1 protein-coding gene is annotated in these 809 nt (G+C 66.3%); it reads right to left on the bottom strand.

Annotated elements, in window-relative coordinates:
- On the bottom strand, nt 1–809 hold an 809-nt coding region (locus V6S85_RS26520; RefSeq protein WP_334350813.1), incomplete at both ends, for a dicarboxylate/amino acid:cation symporter.

Consider the following 809-nt stretch of genomic DNA (forward strand, 5'->3'; position numbering starts at 1 on the left):
TCGGGCAGGCCGAAATAGGTCAGGGTGGCCATGATGACGACGAGCGAGGCGCGCGGCACGCCGGCGATGCCCTTGGAGGTGACCATCAGCAGCAGCAGCATGAAGATCTGCTGCTGGATGGTCAGGTGCACGCCATGCGCCTGCATGATGAACATGGTGGCGAAGGTGCAGTAGAGCATCGAGCCGTCGAGATTGAACGAATAGCCCAGCGGCAGGACGAACGAGACGATGCGGCGGCGCACGCCCACCTTGGGCAGGCTGTCGAGGATGCGCGGATAGGCGGCTTCGGAACTGGCGGTCGAGAAGGCCAGCAGGGCCGGCTCGCGGATCACCCCGAACAGCGGGATGGCGCGCTTGCCCAGCACCACGAAGGCGGCGACGAACAGCAGGGCCCATAGGGTGGCCATGGCGCCGTAGAAGCCCAGCACGAACTTGGCGTAGGTGCCCAGCATGGCCAGGCCTTGCGTGGCGATGGTCGAGGCCAGGGCCGCGAAGATCGCCAGCGGGGCCAGCTTCATGACGAAGCCGGTGACCTTCAGCATGATCTGGGCGCACTGTTCCACCAGGTGCAGCACCTGCGGGGCCTTGTCGTCCAGCGCCGCCACGGCGGTGCCGACGAACAAGCTGAACACGACGATCTGCAGGATCTCGTTCTTGGCCATGGCGTCGAAGATCGAGGTCGGCACCAGGTGGGTGATGAAGCCCTTCAGGGTGAACGCCTCGGTGGTGGCGGCCGGCTTGGACGACACGGCCGCTTCGACGAGGTGCAGCCCGTGGCCCGGCTGCAGCAGGTGGACCATCAGGAGGCC

Source organism: Caulobacter sp. CCNWLW153, from assembly GCF_036889365.1.
Lineage (GTDB): Bacteria > Pseudomonadota > Alphaproteobacteria > Caulobacterales > Caulobacteraceae > Caulobacter > Caulobacter radicis.